Consider the following 15252-nt stretch of genomic DNA (forward strand, 5'->3'; position numbering starts at 1 on the left):
TTTAGCTTTGCCGCCACATTTACCTTCGCCGCACTTGCCTTCTTTTTTAGCTTTGCCGCCACATTTACCTTCGCCGCACTTGCCTTCTTTTTTAGCTTTTCCGCCACATTTACCTTCGCCGCATTTGCCTTCTTTTTCAGCTTTACCACCACATTTACCTTCGCCGCACTTACCTTCTGCAGCATCTAATTGATAACCAGAAGACATAGTAGTAAATGCAAATGGGTTAGCGTTTACTTCTGCGGAAGCAGTTAAACTCGCAGTACCAACAACGACAGCACCTAACGTAGCAGCGATTGATTTAGTTTTTAAATTTTTCATACTCGACCCTTTGGGATATTTCGTTCAATTCACTTAGTAGACCCTACTACAAAAAAGAATATTTCATTAAATCTAAAAAAATTCAATTTTAACTTAGCAACACCCTTCCTCTCGTTTAAAATAAGCGCCCTTTAAGTAGTATAGAGCAAGTTATGAAATTGATTTTGGCACCAATGGAAGGCGTTGTAGATTTTAAAATGCGCCAACTTTTAACAAACCTTGGTGGCTTTGATTTATGTGTAACAGAGTTTATTCGCGTTGTCGATCTCACTTTTCCACGAAGAGTGTTTATCAAAACTTGCCCTGAACTATTAAATAATGGCTATACCGAGTCTGGTACTCCTGTTCGCATTCAGCTTCTGGGTCAAGTTCCTCATGCGCTTGCTGCAAATGCACGTAAAGCCGTCATGCTTGGCTCACATGGTATCGACCTTAACTTTGGCTGCCCGGCTAAAACGGTTAATAAAAGTAAAGGTGGAGCAGTTCTGTTAAAAGAACCTGAGCTCATGTACCAAATTATAAAAGCAGTAAGAGAAGCTGTTCCAGCCGAACATGAAGTCAGCGCTAAGATACGCTTAGGCTTTGATGATGACAGTAATACTGCTGAAATTGTCGATGCAGTTCAAAGTGCAGGGGCTTCGAGCTTAGCTATTCATGCAAGAACAAAGCGAGATGGCTATAAACCGCCTGCATACTGGGAAAAAATAAAACCTCTTCTTGATAGAGTTACCATGCCAATTGTCGCAAACGGCGAGATTTGGCAAATTGAAGATGCGTATCGCTGTCAAGAGCGCAGTGGTTGCTCAGATCTAATGCTTGGACGTGGTGCATTGGCAACACCAGACTTAGCTGCGAAAATTAAAGCTCACAGAAATAGTGACTCTTACACACCTTTATCTTGGGAAAATGTTATTTACCATATTTTGCATTCATCTATGCATCAAGATCCTTCTTTAAGTGAAAAATATTTTTCATCAAGAACCAAACAATGGCTCGGCTATCTCAAACTGCAGTATCCACAAGCCAATGATCTTTTTGACGAAATTAGAAAGCTTAAAAATAAAGACGAGGTTGTCTCTGTGTTAGAGAAATATGCAAAGTGTCCTAGCATTGATTCAAATCATAACGGATTCGCTTAGAAGTACCATAATGATTGCTCATAGGAGAGCGATCATGAATGCAAATCAAACTAAAGACTTTCAAAGCAAGCTAAAAATTGAATTAGACTCTGTTCGATGTGAGTTTTTAAATGAGCTTAAAGACGCACAACATGAGTTTACTGGCGAATTGGCTTCAATGTTAGAAAACTCAACACCAGGAGAGTGGATTGACTTAGCGGTCACTAAAATTAACCCAAACCAGTTTCCCCGTTTTCAGCGGCTTATGGAACTAGAAGCTGCTTTATGCCAAATAGATATTGGCCAATTTGGTTACTGCTGTGATTGTGAGACAAAACTTGAACTTCTGGAGCTTTCAAAAGATCCGGCTAAACAACGTTGCCCGGTTTGTGAAGAGAAAAAGCGAAAAAAAGCACATAACTGATTGAAAAGGCCTTAGTAAGAAAAGGCCTTTTTATTATCTATCACTTACAGCTGCACTCTAAAAATAAACCCTAGCTAAGGATAAAACAGCCGCGGGTTTCATGATGATATAATCTAAGAAATCCATTGCTTGCTCTGGCTGCAGCGATAATTTTTGATTTAATACCACCATGGCTTGTTCTTCTGACCAAGCCTGAAAGTGAATACCCAAGTCTATCTCAGCCAATACTAATATTACCTGTTTATAGGCTACTAGCTTCTGTTTTTCACACTGTTCGAAAGTCTCATGTAAGTTAACAAACTCATGTTCCCAGTTTAAACCTCCGATGATAGAACAATGCTTTTTTGCAATCTTAACTAAGCTTAGTGCTTCTAAATCGTTTTCTTGATTATCATACTCATTTGTTAAAGCTTGAAGATTGGCCAAAACAACCTGAGGATTTTCTACATTGCCTAAATAGTGATTCACTTTGCTTTGATACCACTCTTTACCATTAGGTAGCTGGTAAATGCCTAAACGGCTTCTTGGCTTATATGTTTTAAAATAGTCAGTTAGATCAGTTAATGATTCAGATTCAGAATACGTTTTTAACCGTTTCAATTCATATCTGTTATAAAGTATTTTGCTTTGCTTAGCATCTTCTAACCTAGCCTTAACTAGACTCTGCCACGCCGGTTTCTGTCCTTCACTAAGATTTGATGCAACATTTATCGCTGCTGGCCAGGGTAAATATCTTTCAGGGTAACGTTCTTGAATTATCAAATATTGTAACTCATTAACTTGATGCTCAGTGAATGACTGAAGATCAGCAGAGTTTAAAACAATGTGCCTTTGCTTTAAATAAGCCTCACTGAAAGGTAATTCTTCTGACAGTTCATGCTTGCTCTTGGTCAACAAAACAGCATTGATATTTTTTAACTGTGCTTGCACTTCTTTAAAAGAACTAAGTTTCTGCTGTTCAGTACATGCGGATAACAAAAGCAGAATGGGGAGTATTATTAAAAGAAATTTATTATTCACCTTCACTTCCAACTATAAAAAAAGCCCCTTTCGGGGCTTTTTATTTATAAGCTTATGCCTTTACGTTGTGCTTTGTCCTTAATGAACGTTGCCCAACCTCTAGCAAACTTACGAGTACGTGGATCTTCTTGTGCTTTGACAATCGCTCTATAGGCTTGCTTATATTTCTCTTGGTATAAGTAAGCTTCAGCTAAGTCAGAGTAAGTCGACCCCTTCTTGTCAGTACCTAATTCAAGCGCTTTATTTAAACGCTCAACTGCAGCACTGTACTTTTGCTCAGTAAGTAATAAGTTACCTGCTTTTCTAAAAAGATCTGCGTCGTCATCAAACTTAGCGGCTTCTTCATAGTATTTCGCGGCAGTTACAAGGTGCTTCGATTGGTGGAAGTAACTTGCAACAGCAGTAACGTTTTGCTTAGTACGCTTAACTTTGTCTTCCTTCAAAGCCTTTTCCATAACAATGGCGGCTTTGTAAGGAATATCATTTAGCGAGTAATAGCTGCTTAATATTTTGTAGTGGTTCTCTTTCTCGAAATAGCCTTTTCTATAAGCTATTTCCATAACTGTCTGACCTTTTTTAAACTCTTCGGTAGACATATAGAAAGAACCTAGACGAGTCCAGTTTTGTTTATCATCAGGGAACAACTTAACTAGAGTCTCACCAACTTCTACAACTTTATTAAACTGCTTAAGTTCAAAGTATGAACCGACCTTCAACATAAAGTAATTTTTATTTGGCTCTTTTGCCAATTTAATTGCTTTGTCTGCTGGTTCGATAACTTTACTAAATTGCTTTAACTCAAAGTAACCTTGCGCCATTTTGGCATATACTTTGTCGTCTTCGTCACCAGTAAAGTCCATCCAAGCATTATACGCTTTAATACCCTCAACATACATTTGCTGACCAAAATAAAGGTCTGCAACAAATTTAAGGGTATCTGCTTGGTCTTTGAAGTTTAAAACATCAGGTTCCACAGCGCGCTTAACGAAATCAAGTGCCTTAGTGTAATCTTCTTTCTGAGCATAGAAGTTACCTAGGTATCTATCTACAGTCGCTTTGTCGAAATCATTAGACGGGTCTAACTCTTCCATCAAAGCAATAGCTTCGTCAAGCTGGTCGTTGTTGTAAAGTTCAAATGCTTTAACAACTTTCTTACCAGTACGCTCACCCATGATCTTTGTCTTAGCTTTTTTACGCGCTTCGATTTTAGCTGGGTCAGGTGCAGCAACAGCGTTGCTGCATACACCTGTAAGCGTCATAAGTAGCGCAAGAGCTGTTGCTTTATGTAATTGCTTCATTTCTTCGCTCCTTATTAATCTTGGTTAAGTTTAAAGTCTAACTGTACAGTAAGACCAGGTTGCTTTTGTGGCTTGCCATCGATGATTTTCGGGCGGTATTTCCATTTACGTAAGGCTCTTATTGCTTCACGGTTGAAAATACGCCTAGGTTCAGCATCGATAACTTTTACATCTTCAACACCACCAAGCTCGTTAATAGTGAATGAAAGTTGTACCCAACCTTCTTTACCGTCACGTGCCGCTTGAGTCGGATACTTCGGCTCAATACGTACGATAGGTGTTGCATCACCATCACGGCCAAATTCACCAGGCCCACTTAGGCCACCTGCAGTGCCACCAATGTCGATGCTAGGCATGTTAAAGCCAATAGCACCCGCGTTAGGGTTAGCATTGTCAGGCTGCGGCGGCTGCGGTTTAGGCGGCTGCTGCGGCGGCGGCGGAGGTGGAGGCGGAACACGTCTGCGCTCTTGAACCTCAGATTCAGGTGGATTCGTCAAAATTTCGACTACAATTTCTTCTTTTTCATTTTCAGCTCTATCTGCTCCGCCAGAGATCAGAAATGCCATAAAATAAAATAAGCCGAAAGTAACTGCCCCACCTGTTACAAGTGAAAACAGAAAACGAATCATTACTTAGCTCCAGCGATTGAGATTTTTAATTGATCGTCAGTCGCCTTGATTTGGTCCATAACTTTAACAACCACACCGTGCTTCGCGCCTTTATCAGCTTGAATGATTACGGTTTCAGTAGGTTGCTCAGCTAGGATGCTTTCAAGGTTTGCACTAACACGCTCAACATCAACTGCGCGCTTATCCATCCAGATTTCACCGTTTTCACGGATCGCGATGAATACGTTCGCATTTTTCTTAGTTTGAGCTTGTGCAGCCTTTGGCTTTTGTACTTCAATACCAGCTTCTTTCACGAAAGAAGTTGTTACGATGAAGAAGATAAGCATGATGAATACGATGTCTAGCATCGGTGTCATGTCTACTGCTGCTTCTTCTTCCTCACGAAAACGTTGTTTACGTGCCATATTAATATCTCTCTTTAGTGATGAGGCAAACTATCTACTAGCTTTTCTTTAGCCATTTTCGCTCTAGCTTCTAGGCGAGTGCTGAAGAATACACCAGATAGTGCCGCAACCATTCCTGCCATTGTTGGTATCGTTGCCATTGAAATACCCGATGCCATTAGACGAGCGTTACCAGTACCTTGAGTAGCCATCGTTTCGAAAACGCTGATCATACCCGTTACAGTACCTAGTAGGCCGATTAATGGACACATGGCTACCAATGTTTTGATAATCAACATGCGCGCTTCTAATTTTTCAGACGCTTCAGAAATCCATGCATCGCGGATTCTGTGTGCGTACCAAGACGTAGTGTCTTGGCGGGCGTCCCACTTCGCTACGATATCCGCTTTCATTTTCGGATACTCGGCGAGTAGGAACCAATAGCGCTCAATCATTAATACCCACATTAGAAAGAGTGCTATCGCGACCACGTATAATACCTGGCCGCCTGTGCCAACAAAATCCCTGATAGATTCCCAAATCTCCATCAGGACTAGCATTAGGCTTTCTCCTTCTCCGCATGCGCAGCAACAATACCTGCACTCTGCTCGTCTAGGATATGTAGAACTGCTTTACTACGACCTGAAACGATTGCGTGTAATAGGATTAGTGGTAGAGCAGCAATCAGACCTAGAGCTGTTGTTACAAGCGCTAGAGAGATGTTACCTGCCATGATCTTCGGATCACCAGTACCGAATAATGTGATTGATTCGAACGTTAAGATCATACCAACAACTGTACCAAGTAGACCTAGTAGCGGTGCGATAGCAGCTAAGATCTTGATGATGTTGATACCAGCTTCGATACGAGGCGTTTCACGTAGAATTGCTTCGTCTAACTTAAGCTCAAGGTTTTCAACGTCTTGGTTTTTGTTGTCATGGTAAACTTTAAGAATACGACCAAGTGGGTTGTTTTCGTTAGGCGTGTTGATGTTCTTAACCTGTGCTTTGATTTTAGCACTAACCATAAGTAGGTCTAGGAAACGAACTAACGCTAGTAACGCACCAATTGCAAGTAATGCAGTGATGATGTAACCAACTGTGTCACCCTGGTGCCAACGTTCTTCAACAGTTGCACGCTGAGTGTTTAGACGTAAGATACCGCCACGCGCAGGGTCAACATAGAACTTAGTGTATGAACCAGCTTGTGTATTTAGAAGGTCAGCAACAGTGTTGAAGATGTGACCATCTGGCTGCTTACCTAGTGGAACGATAGCTTTGTTAGCTGCATCGTATACTACGTAGCCGTCTTTTGTGATTAGGTTGAAGTTACCAACACGAGTAACCTGCTTAGTATTGATTTCACCACTTAGCTCAGCAACTTGCGCTTCGAAAGTAGATACTTTTGCAGATTCAGTCATTTCAGTTTGGAAAGCAATCCAAAGCTCTTCTAGTTCGCGAGTAGTTGGTAGTTCTTTAGCTGCTGCTAATGAACGAAGAACTTCTGCACGTCCTGGCTTTTCAGCACTTACTAGTGATGCTTCGATTGAACCGATCGCTTCAGAAGCTGAACGACGAACAACACCGAACATCTCACCTAAAGTACCAGTTGCGTTTTGAAGCTCAACTTCTTTTTCAGCAAGTGTGATTTCGTTTTGTTTAAACTGGTTGTTTAAACGCTCACCACGAGCCTTCTCGTTTGCTAAATCACGCTTAGCTTTATTAAGAAGTGCTTGCTTGTCAGCTCGAGCAGAAAGGAATTCTTGCTCACGTTGCTTGTTGATTTTACCTTCAGAAATACGGTTTTGTTTAACTTCTTGAAGGATTTTGTCTAGAGTTTCAGTGTTTGCGTGCGCGTTTAGAGCTGCACCAGCTGAAACAGATAGAGCAGCCGCTACTGCAAAACCTTTAAATAATTTCTTCATTATTTATTACTCCGCGCCAAAGATTGGAAGTGCTAGTAGTTCAGGTGCAGCCTGACCACGTGCGATACGGATGAAAGTTTTAACTGGCTTGATGTACTCTTCGCCTAGCTCATCCCACTGTTTTGCGCTGTTGTTCCAAACCCAAGCGTGCTTAAGGTCGAATGATTGAGCAACAAATGCAACACGGCCAATACGTGCGAAGTCAACGTTGATGTTTTTACCGTTGATTTCTAGTGAGCCTTGAGATGCAACCATTGTTGAGCTGTAATCAGTCTCAATTGTGTATGCTTCAAGAACCTGACGGAACTTCTCTGAAGTCGTTACTTTAGAGTTAGAAAGAAGATCACGTAATTTTTCAACACGACCTAAACGAGTTTCAGTGTCAAACGGAACGTCCGCTTTGATGAATTGCTCAAGCGTATCGATCATGCGATACATCAGAGGCACAACGTCCTGTTTAGTTTTCTCAATCGTACCAATCTGACGATTAAGTGACTCGATGCTAGCATTTTGGTCAGCTACCAAACGTGCTACGTGGTCGTTATAAACTTTTAATAATTCTGTTTCATCAACAACACTGCGGTACTCACCGATCATCTCTTGAGTTTGACCATAAATGTTATCAATTTTTTCTTGTGATTTTTTTGCAGCCGTTTGAGTTTGCTGACCTACTTTTTGTATGTCATTCAAAGGATCTGCAATCACGTTGCTGCTTGCGAAAGCTGTTGCACCTAGAAGTGCTGTAGCTACAAGACTCTTTCTGATTTTAACAGACATAGTTCCCAACCAATTAAGTAATGTTACTTTTATAATTTTTTGCTCTTTATAGTAGAGCTACCCTGATATCTTTCTACAGATATCAACTTTCCAATAATGCTAAATGCAAGGCCATGTGTCAACTTCATAGGCAAAACTAATTTTTTGAAAATGGATTAATATTTTTTATATAAAACATAATATTAACATCACAAATCATTCACCAAAGCATTCTGCCTATGAAAAACGGACAAAGCACACATTGTTTTTACATTTTGTTACAGGGTAAAAACATCCTGTAACTGAAGTTTTAAAATACCGAAATTTAATTTTAAGAAGTTGTTTTAAAAGCACTTTTATTGAGCCTTGTTTTTTTGTGTTTTTTTTACTTGTGATAGCAAAACTACACTTAAATGGCTCAGTTTTATGTACAAATTTCTGCGACGACTTGATTAAAAGCATCGATGAACTGCGATATATGTAATCCATCCATTAATGCATGATGTACTTCAATTGAGACGGGTATTATTCCTTGCTCTTTTTGATATTGTCCAAATACAATTTTCGGAATGCCCGAAGCAACAGGCGTATGCTCAGCGTGTTTAAAACCTGAGAATTTAAACCATGGCAAGATTGAAATATACATTTGTGTAATTTTATCGGCACCTTCAATAAAAGAAGGATTTAACAATGGTTTATCTAAAAAAGTATGTTTTTGCTGTGTGTAATGTTCACAAAATGCTAATAATGAATTTTGTGTTTCTAATGGAACGAATCTAAAACTCTCATCTGAGCGCAAAAATACAGTACTCAAGGTAATATCTGTTACTTCAACTGGTTCATTGTCAACTATTCGATACCTTATTGGTGCATAACGCGCTACCGCTTCTTGCAAGCAATATAAGTAGCAAGCTGTGAAACTCAATTGCTGTGATTTTGCAAACTTAAACAGCGCTTTCATTTCAAGGTCAATAACTACATTAAAGTAGGGTTGTGAGAAAGGTAAGAAGAACTTGAAGTGCTCGGCTCTCGGCCAAGTGTCGAGATCAATTTTTTTCATAAAAAAAGGGATGTTTGATTACATCCCTCTATTAGAACAATTACATTATTTAAAGCAAAGGAATTATAGACCGTTCGCGATAATTTCTTGTGCTAGTTCATCAGCAATTATATGTGTCGACTTTTGTTCTTCTTCTGAACGCTTGAAGATTTCAGCTAGTGTGTCATAAATGCCTTCCACATGCTTAGTGGCATCTGCTTCATTATAACCAGCCGGCTTAGTTTCGTAGTAAACGTTAATAATACCACCAGCATTAATCACATAATCTGGTGCGTATAAAACGCCTTTTTCTCGTAAAATTTCACCATGGCGAGACTCTGCTAGCTGATTATTCGCACAACCAGCAATGATTTGTGCTTTCAAACGAGGAATTGTTTCGTCATTTACCGTTGCACCAAGTGCACACGGCGCATATACATCAACGTCTAGGTCGTAAATCTCGTCGATATTCACTGCTGTAGCGCCAAAATCGTTTACCACTCTTTCAACAGATTCTTGATTAATATCAGTAACGAATAACTGTGCGCCCGCTTCATGTAAATATTTACATAATGTATAAGCTACAGCTCCTAAACCTTGAACTGATACTTTAACGCCATTTAAATCTTCATGTCCGTGCTTATGTTTAAATGCAGCTTTAATACCTAGGAAAGTACCAAGCGCTGTAAACGGAGAAGGGTTACCACTTTTACCTTCTAAGCCCATTACGTAATTAGTTTCTTTGTGCATCGTCATTACATCACCTGTTGTGATGTTCACGTCTTCTGCTGAATAATAAGTGCCACCTAAACGCTCAAGTTGCTTACCAAATGCTCTGAATAAAGCTTCTGATTTAATTGTTTTCGCATCACCAATGATCACAGACTTGCCACCACCAAATGGTAAACGAGCAACCGCATTTTTATAAGTCATACCTTTAGATAGGCGCAATACGTCATAAACAGCATCTTCGTCTTTTGCATAATCCCACATACGACAGCCACCCACTGCAGGACCTAATTTTGTGCTATGAACAGCAATAATTGCTTTTAAGCCAGACTCTTTATCAGAGCAAAAAACCACTTGTTCATGGTTATCAAATTCAACTTGGTTAAATACAGCCACTTTATAGTTCTCCGAAATTTTTACCCAATAATCGGGCATAGCGCTGAAACTGCATCGACTCTATCACTATATTTTTAAATTCTCTATAAATTGAGACAATCCTCCCCTACAATTCTCTTAATTGACAATTTTAATTCAACAAATACAAATTTAACGAAAATTATAGTCAAATTAAAACCTGTAAATATTTTCTTAAGTTAAAAATAGTTACTCAAGCGGCATAAAGAGCTTACGTTAACGTAAAGGTTATGTTGAGTGTAAAATTTTTAATACAAAAAACCGCCATTTGGCGGTTTTTAATTTGATAGTGCTATATTTTGATAAAGGCTCAGATTTATAAAACAGGCCCTTCATCACGAAGGATATGTAAAAAGTGCATATGTTTTTGATATTGATTTATCACATCATTGATCACTGCAGTTTCTGACCAGCCCATAATGTCATAATCTTGCCCGCCTTCAAGTAAATGGACCTCCGCACGATAATAACTTTCATAGCCTTCTTCTTGGTCATGACTAAAGCTTGGTTGCACGTGTTCTTTTTTATATACACCATAAATAAAGTCATGTTCGTCACCGTGATTTACAATAAACGAAATACTCTTCTCTGAGGATTGAATTTCTGCTTCAATATCATTCAGCTCAAACTGCGCTTTTAATGCTTTAAATGCTCGCTTCACTTCTTTATTTAAAAACTGATTGATGTCTTTTTTATCAGGCGTTGACACTATGTTATTCAGCTTTTCTTTCCAGTCGGAGGTTTCTTCACTGCTCATATTTATCACAGCATGATGCTGTAAACTTTCGCGTTTAGCACTTTCAACTTCTAATGCTTTCACTAACCCAAAACATGAAAACAGTAGCACGAGTGAGAAAGGTAAAGCACTAGCAATCGTCATGGTTTGTAAGGCTTCTAAACCGCCAACTAGACTAAGTACAGCTGCAACCACGCCAACACTAATCGCCCAGAATAAACGCTGCCAAACTGGGGTGTCATTCTCACCATTTGAACACAGCATATCAATTACCATAGCGCCCGAATCGCATGATGTGACAAAGAAAATAACAATCATAGCAACAGATAATACAGTCAATATTGTTGACCAAGGGAACTGCTCTAAAAACACAAATAAAGCCACAGAAGAGTTTTCGCTCACCATATTAGCTACTTGCTGAGCGCCCTGCTCAACTACCATGTAAATCGCACTATTTCCGAAAACAGTCATCCAAAGCAATGTAAATGCAGTAGGCACCACCATGACACCTAATACGAACTCTCGAATAGTTCTACCTTTTGATATACGTGCAATGAATAAACCAACAAATGGTGCCCATGCTAACCACCAGCCCCAATAAAAAATGGTCCAGCCGCCAATCCAACTTTTCTTCTCATAAGCAAATAAGTTGAATGTATTCGAGACAATTTCTGAGAGATACGCGCCAACGTTTTGCACATAGGCTTGCAGTAAAAAGACACTGGGCCCTAGAATGAAAATACATACAAGTAAAGCGATTGCAAGCAACATGTTGGTTTCTGACAGTATTTTAATTCCCTTATCTAACCCTGTTGCAACCGACACTGAAGCGAGTGCTGTGATGACCACCATGATAATGACTTGATTTGTTTGGTTTACATCTAATTCAAATAAATAGTTTAACCCGGCATTTACTTGGCTTGCCCCTAAACCTAAAGAAGTCGCGACACCAAAAACCGTACTCACAACCGCAAAAATGTCGACTAAGTGCCCTTGCCAGCCATATATTTTATCGCCAATGATCGGATGTAAAGCTGAACGAAGTGTTAAGGGGAGCTTATGTCGATAGCAAAAATAAGCCAATACCAAAGCGACAATGGCGTAAATTGCCCATGCATGAAACCCCCAATGAAAAAAGGTAATTTTCATGGCTTCTTTAATCGCTTCTAGTGAACCCGGCTCAGCCGTTGGCGGTGACAAATAGTGCATAATGGGTTCTGCAACGCCAAAAAACATCAAACCTATTCCCATGCCTGCTGCAAAGAGCATGGAGATCCAAGTACCTAAAGAATAATCTGGGGTTGCATGATCAGGCCCGAGCTTAACAGAACCAAATCTCGACAAGCTCAAATATAAAACAAAACCTAAAATAATGGCGACGGTAAGGACATAAAACCAACTGCCGTTTACCGTGATTGCACTTTGAATATATGCAAACAATGACTTTGCCATATTTGGCGCAGTCACAGTGATGATCATCAATAGGAGGATCACTAAAGAGGCTGGGAAAAATACCGCCTTGTTAAATTTTGCTTGTTGTCCGAGCATGGAACACCTTTTTTTCGCTAAGAAAAGCTTTTATCTATAAATAAAAATATCAATCTAATTCACTTGAACTTGATTGAAAAAATAAAGAAATAGATAAAAGCACCATGAATATTTAATTTCACATCTAACTAATTATATGAAGTTTTCTTACAAAAGTAATCTTGGCGTTTCATTAAAGCTCAATTGAGCTGAGCTCAGTTACATAAATCATCTGGCATAAAAAAGCACTTAACTAAGTAAGTGCTTTCTAGAGTGATGTGATTTCAGGTTGAGCGCCTATTCAGGCTCATAACCAAGATTTGGTGACAACCATCGCTCTGCCTCTTCAAGGCTCATGTTGGTTCGTTTGGCGTAGTCTTCAACCTGATCTTTTTGGATTTGTGCTACCGCATAATATTTAGAATCAGGATGAGAGAAATACCAACCCGATACAGCAGCTCCTGGCCACATTGCATATGAGCTAGTAAGCTGCATACCGATACGAACTTCAGTTTGCAGTAACGACCAGATCTTTTTCTTCTCAGTATGTTCAGGACAGGCAGGATAACCAGGCGCAGGACGAATACCTTGATAGTTTTCGCGAATAAGCTCCTCATTACTGAGGTTTTCATCGGCTGCATAACCCCAGTATTCTTTACGAACTTGCTCATGAAGATACTCAGCAAACGCTTCAGCTAAACGGTCAGCAACCGCTTTAACCATGATCTTGTTGTAGTCATCTTGCTGAGCGTCGAATGCTTCAGCTAAATCGTCTTCTTCAAGACCGCCAGTTACAGCAAATGCACCAAAGTAGTCAGGTGTGCCTTTCGGCGCGACATAATCTGCTAAACAGTAATTCGGGAAATCGGTTTTCTCTGTTTGCTGACGTAAGTGACAGCTTAACTCTAATACTTCAGAACGAGTTTCATTTGTGTAGATCTCAATGTCATCACCTACACGGTTCGCTGGGAATAAACCTATCACACCAAGTGGTTTCAGCGCTTGTGTTTTTTCAAACTCATCAAGCATGGCATTGGCATCGTGATAAAGCTTCTTCGCCTCTTCACCGACAATTTCGTCGTCGAGAATACGAGGGAATTTACCCGCCAATGACCAAGTCATGAAGTAAGGTGTCCAGTCAATGTATTGACGTAATGTTTTGATGCTAACATCTCTAAACTCTGTAACACCCAGCTTTTTCGGCACAGGTGGCGTGTAGCTATCCCAATCAAGTTTTGCGGCATTATCACGGGCACGCTGGATAGTAACCGGTTTACTACGTGGCTTTTTACGTGCCTGTTGTTCGCGCACTTTTACATACTCAGCGGTAGTCTTAGCTAAAAACTCTGGCTTTTGTGTTTTGCTTAATAGGCTAGATACCACACCTACCGCACGGCTAGCATTGTTCACATACACTACGCCTTTGTCGTACTGAGGCTCAATTTTAACCGCAGTGTGTGCTTTAGAAGTGGTTGCACCACCAATTAATAATGGAATATCAAAACCACGACGGGTCATTTCTTTCGCAACATGTACCATTTCATCGAGCGATGGCGTAATAAGGCCCGATAAACCAATGGCATCGGCTTTTTCGTCTATGGCGGTTTGCAAAATTTTCTCAGCAGGCACCATTACGCCTAAATCAACCACTTCATAGTTGTTACATTGCAGTACTACGCCCACAATGTTTTTACCTATGTCATGTACGTCACCTTTAACCGTTGCCATGATGATTTTACCGTTGGTTGCACCCTCTTCTTTTTCCGCTTCGATATACGGGTCTAGGTAAGCAACAGCACGTTTCATTACACGGGCTGATTTTACAACCTGAGGTAAAAACATTTTACCAGCACCGAATAAATCACCCACCACGTTCATGCCGTCCATCAATGGACCTTCAATCACTTGAATTGGTTTATCCATCGAAGCGCGACACTCTTCGGTATCTTCTTCAATATATTCGGTAATGCCTTTAACAAGTGCATGCTCTAAACGTTTTTCGACTGACCAAGTACGCCATTCTAAATCTTCCACTTTTTCTGCTTGCGCCAAACCTGAATACTTAGGTGCCAACTCAACCAGACGCTCACCTGCGCCAGGATCAGTATTTAATACAACATCTTCAACGGCTTTTCTCAGCTCAAGGGGAATATCATCATAAACTGCAAGCTGACCGGCGTTTACAATGCCCATATCCATACCCGCTTGAATAGCGTGGTATAAGAACACTGAGTGAATGGCTTCACGTACTGGGTTATTGCCACGGAACGAGAATGACACGTTAGATACACCACCCGACACTTTACAGTGTGGCAGGTTTTGCTTAATGCGACGTGTGCCTTCGATAAAGTCAACCGCGTAGTTATCGTGCTCTTCAATACCTGTTGCTACCGCAAAGATATTCGGGTCAAAGATGATGTCTTCTGGTGGGAAGCCTAGTTGGTCGACCAAGATACGGTAAGAGCGCTCACAAATTTCAAATTTTCGGTCGGCTGTTTCGGCTTGCCCTGTTTCATCAAACGCCATGACAACGGCTGCAGCGCCGAATCGTTTAATGATTTTAGCCTGACGGATAAACGGCTCTTCACCCTCTTTCAGTGAAATCGAGTTAACAATCGCCTTACCCTGAATGCACTTTAGGCCCGCTTCAATGACTTCCCATTTAGACGAGTCAACCATGATAGGCACTCGCGAGATGTCTGGCTCAGAAGCAATCAGGTTTAAGAATTTTGTCATCGCCGCTTTCGAATCTAACATGGCTTCATCCATGTTGATATCGATAACTTGTGCGCCGTTTTCTACTTGCTCACGAGCTACATCGAGGGCAGTTTCGTAATCTTCTTCTAAAATTAGGCGCTTAAACTTTGCAGAACCGGTAACATTGGTACGCTCACCAACATTGGTAAAAATTGCGGTATTTTGTTGCGTCATCAG

Annotated in this window: 14 protein-coding genes; 2 read left to right on the forward strand and 12 right to left on the reverse strand. The window is 40.4% G+C overall.

What is annotated here, in order from left to right; all coding sequences use genetic code 11:
• A partial coding sequence (locus C1E24_RS09460) for an HvfA family oxazolone/thioamide-modified RiPP metallophore (RefSeq protein ID WP_431188321.1) occupies positions 1 to 321 on the reverse strand: 321 nt, incomplete at its 3' end.
• A 152-nt stretch (positions 322 to 473) separates the two neighbouring features.
• On the opposite strand from C1E24_RS09460, the gene C1E24_RS09465 reads away from it, so the two are divergent.
• Both C1E24_RS09465 and C1E24_RS09470 read left to right on the forward strand, forming a co-directional pair.
• On the forward strand, positions 474 to 1460 hold the full coding sequence (locus C1E24_RS09465) for a tRNA-dihydrouridine synthase (RefSeq protein WP_138480854.1): 987 nt from the start codon (positions 474 to 476) through the stop codon (positions 1458 to 1460).
• A gap of 34 nt (positions 1461 to 1494) precedes the next feature.
• A complete protein-coding gene (locus tag C1E24_RS09470; RefSeq protein WP_138480856.1) occupies positions 1495 to 1863 on the forward strand; it encodes a conjugal transfer protein TraR in 369 nt (122 codons plus the stop codon).
• 57 nt (positions 1864 to 1920) lie between these two features.
• Here C1E24_RS09470 and C1E24_RS09475 read toward each other — a convergent pair whose 3' ends face one another.
• The 11 genes from C1E24_RS09475 to metH form a co-directional block, all read right to left on the reverse strand.
• Positions 1921 to 2883 (reverse strand): hypothetical protein, encoded by a 963-nt coding sequence (locus C1E24_RS09475; RefSeq protein WP_138480858.1) that lies wholly within the window; start codon positions 2881 to 2883, stop codon positions 1921 to 1923.
• Positions 2884 to 2927: 44 nt separating this feature from the next.
• On the reverse strand, positions 2928 to 4181 hold the full coding sequence (locus C1E24_RS09480; protein WP_138480860.1) for a hypothetical protein: 1254 nt from the start codon (positions 4179 to 4181) through the stop codon (positions 2928 to 2930).
• Positions 4182 to 4195: 14 nt separating this feature from the next.
• Complete coding sequence (locus C1E24_RS09485; RefSeq protein ID WP_138480862.1) at positions 4196 to 4810, reverse strand: energy transducer TonB; 615 nt, start codon at positions 4808 to 4810, stop codon at positions 4196 to 4198.
• A complete protein-coding gene (locus tag C1E24_RS09490) occupies positions 4810 to 5214 on the reverse strand; it encodes an ExbD/TolR family protein (protein ID WP_138480864.1) in 405 nt (134 codons plus the stop codon). Before C1E24_RS09490 ends, C1E24_RS09485 begins: the two co-directional genes overlap by 1 nt.
• A 14-nt stretch (positions 5215 to 5228) precedes the next feature.
• Positions 5229 to 5753 carry a MotA/TolQ/ExbB proton channel family protein gene (locus C1E24_RS09495; RefSeq protein WP_058030193.1) on the reverse strand — a complete coding sequence of 175 codons (525 nt, stop codon included), beginning with the start codon at positions 5751 to 5753 and terminating at the stop codon, positions 5229 to 5231.
• Positions 5753 to 7117: a MotA/TolQ/ExbB proton channel family protein gene (locus C1E24_RS09500; RefSeq protein WP_138480866.1), complete on the reverse strand. Its 1365-nt coding sequence runs from the start codon at positions 7115 to 7117 to the stop codon at positions 5753 to 5755. The genes C1E24_RS09495 and C1E24_RS09500 overlap by 1 nt, the downstream gene beginning before the upstream one ends.
• Positions 7118 to 7123: 6 nt before the next feature.
• Entirely contained in the window at positions 7124 to 7894 is a 771-nt protein-coding gene (locus C1E24_RS09505) for a DUF3450 domain-containing protein (RefSeq protein ID WP_058030195.1), read from the reverse strand.
• 403 nt (positions 7895 to 8297) lie between these two features.
• Positions 8298 to 8933: a CatA-like O-acetyltransferase gene (locus C1E24_RS09510; RefSeq protein WP_138480868.1), complete on the reverse strand. Its 636-nt coding sequence runs from the start codon at positions 8931 to 8933 to the stop codon at positions 8298 to 8300.
• 63 nt (positions 8934 to 8996) lie between these two features.
• Positions 8997 to 10037, reverse strand: a complete 1041-nt coding sequence (locus C1E24_RS09515) for a Leu/Phe/Val dehydrogenase (RefSeq protein WP_138480870.1) — start codon at positions 10035 to 10037, stop codon at positions 8997 to 8999.
• Positions 10038 to 10371: 334 nt separating this feature from the next.
• Positions 10372 to 12339, reverse strand: coding sequence for a BCCT family transporter (locus C1E24_RS09520; RefSeq protein ID WP_138480872.1), 1968 nt, complete (start codon positions 12337 to 12339; stop codon positions 10372 to 10374).
• 276 nt (positions 12340 to 12615) lie between these two features.
• A complete protein-coding gene (metH, locus tag C1E24_RS09525) occupies positions 12616 to 15249 on the reverse strand; it encodes a methionine synthase (RefSeq protein ID WP_138480874.1) in 2634 nt (877 codons plus the stop codon).
• Between the last annotated feature and the right edge of the window lie 3 nt (positions 15250 to 15252).

It is taken from the genome of Pseudoalteromonas phenolica, from assembly GCF_005876835.1.
Classification (GTDB): Bacteria; Pseudomonadota; Gammaproteobacteria; order Enterobacterales; family Alteromonadaceae; genus Pseudoalteromonas; species Pseudoalteromonas phenolica_B.

What these genes read in the sequence shown, in the direction of transcription:
- C1E24_RS09505 (WP_058030195.1), bottom strand. Translation starts at nt 7,894, where the DNA reads ATGTCTGTTAAAATCAGAAAGAGTCTTGTAGCTACAGCACTTCTAGGT.
- C1E24_RS09480 (WP_138480860.1), bottom strand. Translation starts at nt 4,181, where the DNA reads ATGAAGCAATTACATAAAGCAACAGCTCTTGCGCTACTTATGACGCTT.
- C1E24_RS09510 (WP_138480868.1), bottom strand. Translation starts at nt 8,933, where the DNA reads ATGAAAAAAATTGATCTCGACACTTGGCCGAGAGCCGAGCACTTCAAG.
- C1E24_RS09495 (WP_058030193.1), bottom strand. Translation starts at nt 5,753, where the DNA reads ATGCTAGTCCTGATGGAGATTTGGGAATCTATCAGGGATTTTGTTGGC.
- metH (WP_138480874.1), bottom strand. Translation starts at nt 15,249, where the DNA reads ATGACGCAACAAAATACCGCAATTTTTACCAATGTTGGTGAGCGTACC.
- C1E24_RS09490 (WP_138480864.1), bottom strand. Translation starts at nt 5,214, where the DNA reads ATGGCACGTAAACAACGTTTTCGTGAGGAAGAAGAAGCAGCAGTAGAC.
- C1E24_RS09465 (WP_138480854.1), top strand. Translation starts at nt 474, where the DNA reads ATGAAATTGATTTTGGCACCAATGGAAGGCGTTGTAGATTTTAAAATG.
- C1E24_RS09520 (WP_138480872.1), bottom strand. Translation starts at nt 12,339, where the DNA reads ATGCTCGGACAACAAGCAAAATTTAACAAGGCGGTATTTTTCCCAGCC.
- C1E24_RS09470 (WP_138480856.1), top strand. Translation starts at nt 1,495, where the DNA reads ATGAATGCAAATCAAACTAAAGACTTTCAAAGCAAGCTAAAAATTGAA.
- C1E24_RS09500 (WP_138480866.1), bottom strand. Translation starts at nt 7,117, where the DNA reads ATGAAGAAATTATTTAAAGGTTTTGCAGTAGCGGCTGCTCTATCTGTT.
- C1E24_RS09485 (WP_138480862.1), bottom strand. Translation starts at nt 4,810, where the DNA reads ATGATTCGTTTTCTGTTTTCACTTGTAACAGGTGGGGCAGTTACTTTC.